The 5,792-nt window shown below is 58.5% G+C and carries 5 protein-coding genes and 1 pseudogene; all 6 read left to right on the top strand.

What is annotated here, in order from left to right; translation table 11 throughout:
* A partial coding sequence (locus K8W16_RS03595) for a transposase (protein ID WP_304121222.1) occupies positions 1-287 on the top strand: 287 nt, incomplete at its 5' end.
* Between the two features lie 424 nt (positions 288-711).
* The gene (glpX, locus tag K8W16_RS03590) at positions 712-1,695 is read left to right on the top strand and encodes a class II fructose-bisphosphatase (protein ID WP_304121221.1); all 984 of its coding nucleotides are present in this window, start codon (positions 712-714) and stop codon (positions 1,693-1,695) included.
* Positions 1,696-1,844: 149 nt separating this feature from the next.
* Positions 1,845-2,804 carry an ACP S-malonyltransferase gene (locus K8W16_RS03585; RefSeq protein ID WP_304121219.1) on the top strand — a complete coding sequence of 320 codons (960 nt, stop codon included), beginning with the start codon at positions 1,845-1,847 and terminating at the stop codon, positions 2,802-2,804.
* A gap of 2 nt (positions 2,805-2,806) precedes the next feature.
* Positions 2,807-4,474: an arginine--tRNA ligase gene (gene argS / locus K8W16_RS03580; protein ID WP_304121217.1), complete on the top strand. Its 1,668-nt coding sequence runs from the start codon at positions 2,807-2,809 to the stop codon at positions 4,472-4,474.
* A 2-nt stretch (positions 4,475-4,476) separates the two neighbouring features.
* The gene (locus K8W16_RS03575) at positions 4,477-5,277 is read left to right on the top strand and encodes an SPOR domain-containing protein (protein WP_304121216.1); all 801 of its coding nucleotides are present in this window, start codon (positions 4,477-4,479) and stop codon (positions 5,275-5,277) included.
* Positions 5,278-5,424: 147 nt separating this feature from the next.
* A pseudogene (locus K8W16_RS03570) lies at positions 5,425-5,792 on the top strand (DUF177 domain-containing protein); the annotation flags it as partial.

The following is a 5,792-nucleotide window of genomic DNA, read 5'->3' as shown; positions in this document are numbered from 1 at the left end:
GTCATATCCCTATGTTGCTTGAAATACCGCCTGAAATGAGTGTGTCGGCATTTGTCGGATACTTGAAAGGGAAGAGTTCTCTGATAATATTCGAGAGTTTTCCGCATCTGCGCTGCAAGTCCGGCAATCGCCGTTTCCGGTGTACCGGTTATGTTGTCGGCACGGTGGGAGTCAATGTGGCGACCATCATCAAGTATGTGCGGGAGCAGGAAGAGCGAGATAAAATAATCGATCAGTACAGCCTGGTGGAGCGGCCCGTCAGTTCGTTTACGGGCAGCCGGAAATAATTCTTCGGCAAGAGTCGAGACAGAGCCCTCTTAAAAGGGCAGCCGAGTACCAGACCCTTATAGGGTCAAACTGACTTGTGGGAGGCGCTCTGAGAATAACGTCCCGTGAGTAAGGGCGGATACTGGAGCGTTTTTTCCCGGCGCCCCGCGTCGTTCCGAAAGTGCTCTTGCCGGGGAAAGTTCCCGGGCGGAGGGGCGACGCACTTCTCTGGCTCGGCCCGGCAAGTCCCCGTATCCGGTCGTAGGCGGGGCACGGTCGAGGGGAAATATTGCAAAACCTTTCAAGGAGTTTTCAGGAGCGGCCGAAACTTTGCACGGAGGCCTTTTACTCTTGATGAAAAATCCGGGCTCGGCTATAGTTGTTTTACTGCGGCCTGCGCATGGGCCTTTATGTAAGAACACCCCCTTTCCGAGGAAGGACGATATGCAAGCTCCTGAAAAAAATCTGGCATTTGATCTGCTCCGTGTAACGGAATCTGCGGCTCTTTCCGCGGCGCGCTGGCTGGGAAAAGGCGCCAAGGAAGATGGCGACGGTGCGGCTGTGGACGCCATGCGTCTTTCCTTCGATTCTCTCTCCATCCGGGGCCGTGTCGTCATCGGCGAAGGGGCCAAGGATGAGGCTCCCATGCTGTATAACGGCGAAGAGGTGGGCGACGGAACGGGGCCTGAAGTCGACATAGCCGTCGACCCTGTGGAAGGCACCAACCTTCTGGCTCTCGGTCGTCCCAACGCCATTGCCGTGATAGGTGCGTGCAAATCGGGGTATATGTACAACCCCGGATCCAGCTATTACATGAAAAAGCTTGTGGTGGGCAGGGAGGCCCGCGACGTGGTGGATATCGATGCTCCTGTGGCCGACAACCTTCACGCCGTGGCCCGTGCCGTGGGCAAGGATATCAACGACCTTGTGGTGTTCGTGCTTGACAAGCCCCGTCACAAGGGCCTTATCGAGGAAATCCGTAAAACGGGGGCACGCATCACTCTGCATACCGACGGCGACGTTGCCGGTTCGCTCATGGTGGCCGACCCCGGTGTGGACGTGGATGTCATGATGGGCACCGGCGGTACGCCGGAAGGCGTGATTTCCGCCTGTGCAATCAAGGGTGTGGGCGGGCAGATGTTCGGCCGTTTCGATCCACAGTCCGAGTCCGAACGCCAGGCCATGATCGCGGAAGGCACGAGGCTGGATGAAATTCTCACCGTGGATTCCATCATTCGCGCCGATGACGCCTTCTTTGCCGCTACCGGTATTTCCGGGGGTACGTTCCTTGGCGGCGTGAGTTATTCCGGACGCGGAGCTGTGACCCATTCGCTGGTCATACGCGCCAAAACCGGAACATTCCGCTATATTGAGTCGCACCATAACTGGGAACGCCTGATGAAATTCAGTTCCGTCCGTTACGACTAAGCGTTGCCTGAAAGCCCGGTTTCGGAGCGCGCCGCCGGAAAATTTCCGGGCGGCGCGCGGTGTTCCCCAAACAGGTTGAGAAAGAAGGGCCCCGCCCACAGGCGGCGGCCCCTGTGTTATGACCCATAATCCAGTTCAAGGAGTATGGAATGAGCAGTGTTCAGACGGCTATCCTGTTCCCCGGTCAAGGGGCGCAGGCATCCGGCATGGGGCGGCGTCTCGCCGAGGCGTCCTCCGATATCATGGATCTCTGGAAGAAGGCGGAAAGCATAAGCGGCCTGCCGCTGCGTGAAATATATTGGGAAAGCAACGACGCTACCCTTATGGCTGAAACCCGCAACCTTCAGCCTGCAATCACGGTGGTTAACCTTGCCCTGTGGATAAGTGTGGCGGATCGCCTTTCTCCCGCCTGCGCGGCCGGGCACAGCCTCGGTGAATTCAGCGCTCTGGCCGCCGCCCGTGTGCTCCCTATGGACAAGGTGCTGGAACTTGTGGCCCTGCGCGGCCGCCTCATGGCCGATGTTGACCCGGAACATATAGGTACCATGTGCGCCATGATTCGCCTTTCCCAGGAACAGGTGGAAAACGTCGCCCGGGAAGTTTCCGAAAGTACCGGCAAGCTGGTGCGCGTGGCCAATAAGAACACCCCCTTGCAGTTCGTGCTGAGCGGTCACCGCGAAGCCGTGGAAGCCGCCGCCGAACGCCTGAAAGCAGAGAACCCGCGTGCCAAGGGCTTCCCCCTGGCAGTGAGCGGCGCGTTCCACACGCCCATGATGGCCGAGGCTTCCGCCGAATTTTCCAAGCTTCTGGACAAGCAGGACTGGCACGACGCGGCTTTTCCCATCTATTTTAATATCAACGGCGAACACCTGAGCGATGCCGAATCCATCCATAGTGCCATGCGCCGCCAGATGACTTCGTCCGTCTGTTGGGTGGATACCATTTCAAATCAGTGGCGCGACGGCGTGCGCCGCTGGGTGGAATTCGGGCCTCAGGGGGTGCTCACCCGTATGGTTCGGCCCATTCTCGTGGCCGCCGATGTGGCGGACGGCAGCTATACTACCGTTCATATTCCCAATAAAGACGCCGTGGAAGCGTTTGAAGGATAACAATGCGTGACATACTCCTCATTGAAAAGGCCCTGAAGGACATGGTGGCCGCCGAGGGCTGGGAATGGCCGGAAAAGGCCGTTCTGGAAATCCCCCGGGATGAAAAGCACGGGGACCTGGCCACCAATCTGGCCATGGTGCTTGCAAAACAGGCCAAGGCCGCCCCGCGGGCCGTGGCGGAAAAGCTTGTGGCCGGGCTGAACAGGAAGTTCCCCGGCCTGATCACGGCCGAGATAGCAGGCCCGGGCTTCATCAACATCACCTTCGCCCCGTCGTTCTGGCAAGGGGTGGTGTGCGACGTGGAAGAGCAGGGCAGAGCTTTCGGTTCCTCGAAGAACGGGAGCGGCCGCCGCATCGTGGTGGAGTATGTTTCCGCCAATCCTACCGGCCCGCTGCACATAGGCCATGGCCGCGGTGCAGCTGTGGGCGACTCCCTTACCCGTCTGTTGCGTTTTGCGGGCTACGACGTTTCCACGGAGTATTACATTAACGATGCAGGCCGCCAGATGCGCCTGCTCGGCGATTCCGTGTACTTGCGCATGCGCGAGCTGCTTAATCTTCCCGTGGTCTACCCCGAAGATCCGAAAGGCTGGTATCACGGCGAGTATATCCGCGACATAGCCCGGGAAATGCTGGAAAAGGATCCTGAGCTTCCGAACCGCCCCGAGGCTGAGGCCAAGGACCTGTGCTACGAATACGCCTGTGCCACCATTCTGGCAGGCATCAAGGAAGACCTCAGGGAATTCCGCGTGGAACATCAGGTCTGGTTTTCGGAGAAGAGTCTTGTGGATGCGGGCAAGGTAGAGGAAGCCTTCGAAAAGCTGCGCAGCATGGGCCTTGTATACGACAAGGATAATGCCGTATGGCTGGCTACGGAGCAGTTCGGCGACGACAAAGACAGGGTGCTTCGCAAAAGCGACGGCTATCTGACTTATTTTGCTTCCGACATAGCCTATCACGCCGACAAGTTTGAACGCGGTTTTGATGAGTGCATAGACGTATGGGGTGCGGATCATCACGGCTATGTTCCCCGCATGAAGGCGGCCGTTACCTGCATGCAGCATGATCCGGAAAACGACTTCCATGTGGTGCTCATCCAGATGGTGAACCTCATGCGCGGCGGCGAGCCCGTGGCCATGTCCACTCGCTCCGGCGAGTTCGTGACCCTGCGCGAAGTGCTCGACGATGTAGGCACGGATGCCGCAAGATACATGTTCCTGTCCCGTAAGAGCGACAGTCCGCTGGATTTCGACCTTGACCTTGTGAAGCAGCGCAACATGGAAAACCCGGTGTATTATGTTCAGTACGCCCATGCCCGTGTGGCCGCGCTTCTGCGCCGCGCAGCCGACAGGGGCGTGGAGATGCCGGAACGAAGCTCTCTGGAAATGCTGGCTCCGCTTACTTCGGCGGACGATCTCTCGCTGCTGCGTGAGGTGGAGCGCTTCCGCAATGTGGTGGAAGACGCCGCCCGCGCCCGCGCCGCCCATCCCGTCAGCTTCTATCTCATGGAACTGGCCGGAAAGCTGCACAGCTATTATGCCAATAATCCTGTTCTGAGCGGCGACGATGAAGCCGTGATGAAAGCTCGTCTGGCGCTTCTGCGCGCCGTGAGCGTCGTCATTGCCAACGGACTTGACCTGCTCGGCGTGAGCGCGCCGGAATCCATGTAGCCATGGCCAACGCGTTTTATCGCAATTCCTCTTCCAGCGCGAAGAAGAACAGCGACCGGGAACGGAGACAGTCCGTTTTTTCGGCCTCTGAGGAAAGTTCCGACGCCGCAGTCAGAGAGGCAGCGGCGGAGAAGGAAGCCTCCTCGCGCAAAAGTGCGTCCTCCCGCTCGGAAGGGCGCGGCGTGTTCACCTGGAGGGCGAACATCACGCCCTCCGCGCTGGTGACCATAAGCGTGCTGGCGCTGGTTCTCCTCGGCTTCAGTTTTCTTTCCGGAGTCATTGTGGGGCGCAGCAGCATGCCGCTGCCCCAGGCTCTGGAGCTGGAAAAGCTCCTTGCCGAAGATTCTCCGGAGGGAGAAAGCGAGGCTGAGGAAAAGGAGAAGATTCTCCCCAAGGAAGAGCTTCGCTTCATGACCAGCCTGAAGAGCGACGCGTCGGGCGGTGTGCTTTCCGATGTTCCGACCGCGCCTGCGCCGTCCGTTACCCAGGCGGCTCAGGAAAAGCCGAAACAGGAAAAGTCGAAAGAGGAAGTGCAGAAGCCGAAGGAGCCGCAGTTTGACTATGTGCTGCGCGTGGCGGCCTTCAAGGAGCAGGCACAGGCCAAAGCCCTGTACGACAGACTGACGAAGGACGGGCTGAAGGCGCGCCGCACGCAGACGAAAACAAAACGTGGCACTTGGTATTATGTGCAGGTACTTTTTCGGGGCGGCAAGGCCGATCTTCAGCTGATGCGCCGCACCCTCGATAAGTACGGTCTGCACGATGCCATGCTTATCAGCGAGAAGGCGGTGAAAGGGAAGTAGGGGGCCCTTGTGCCTTTTTCCTGCCGCCATGTTTTTGCGTCCGTTTTTTCAGGAGGGACGGGAGGAAATTACCACCCGGAGAGGGTCGCGGAAGGCTTGACAAAGATGGCTGCCGTCGGTATTTTGTCATGTTTCCAGAGGTAAGGCATGGATTTAAAGCACATCGCACTCAATGAGATAGAGCCACAGGGCTGCTCCATTACGGTTTCCGACGAGACGGTATGGACGGATCCGGCTGCGCAATATCATCTTTTCTGCCGCATGGTTGAGCCCGTCTTTGCGGAAGTGTTCATCCTTCCGCAGGAGGATGGTTGCCTCATCCGCGGCACGATCAGAGGTGTGGTGGCCATGCCGTGCAATCGCTGCATGGAAGAAACTCTTGTGGTGCTGAACCAGAGCTTCGACGAGTTCGAGGAATACCCCGGACAGGTCGAAACCGAACCGGAAGAGGAAAATTCTGCCGGACTTCTGGATGAATGCGTCATCAGCATGGAGAGCGGTGCGCCCGTTCTTGA

It is taken from the genome of Mailhella massiliensis, assembly GCF_020741395.1.
Lineage (GTDB): Bacteria > Desulfobacterota > Desulfovibrionia > Desulfovibrionales > Desulfovibrionaceae > Mailhella > Mailhella massiliensis_A.
This window is presented reverse-complemented; position numbering and strand designations above follow the sequence as displayed.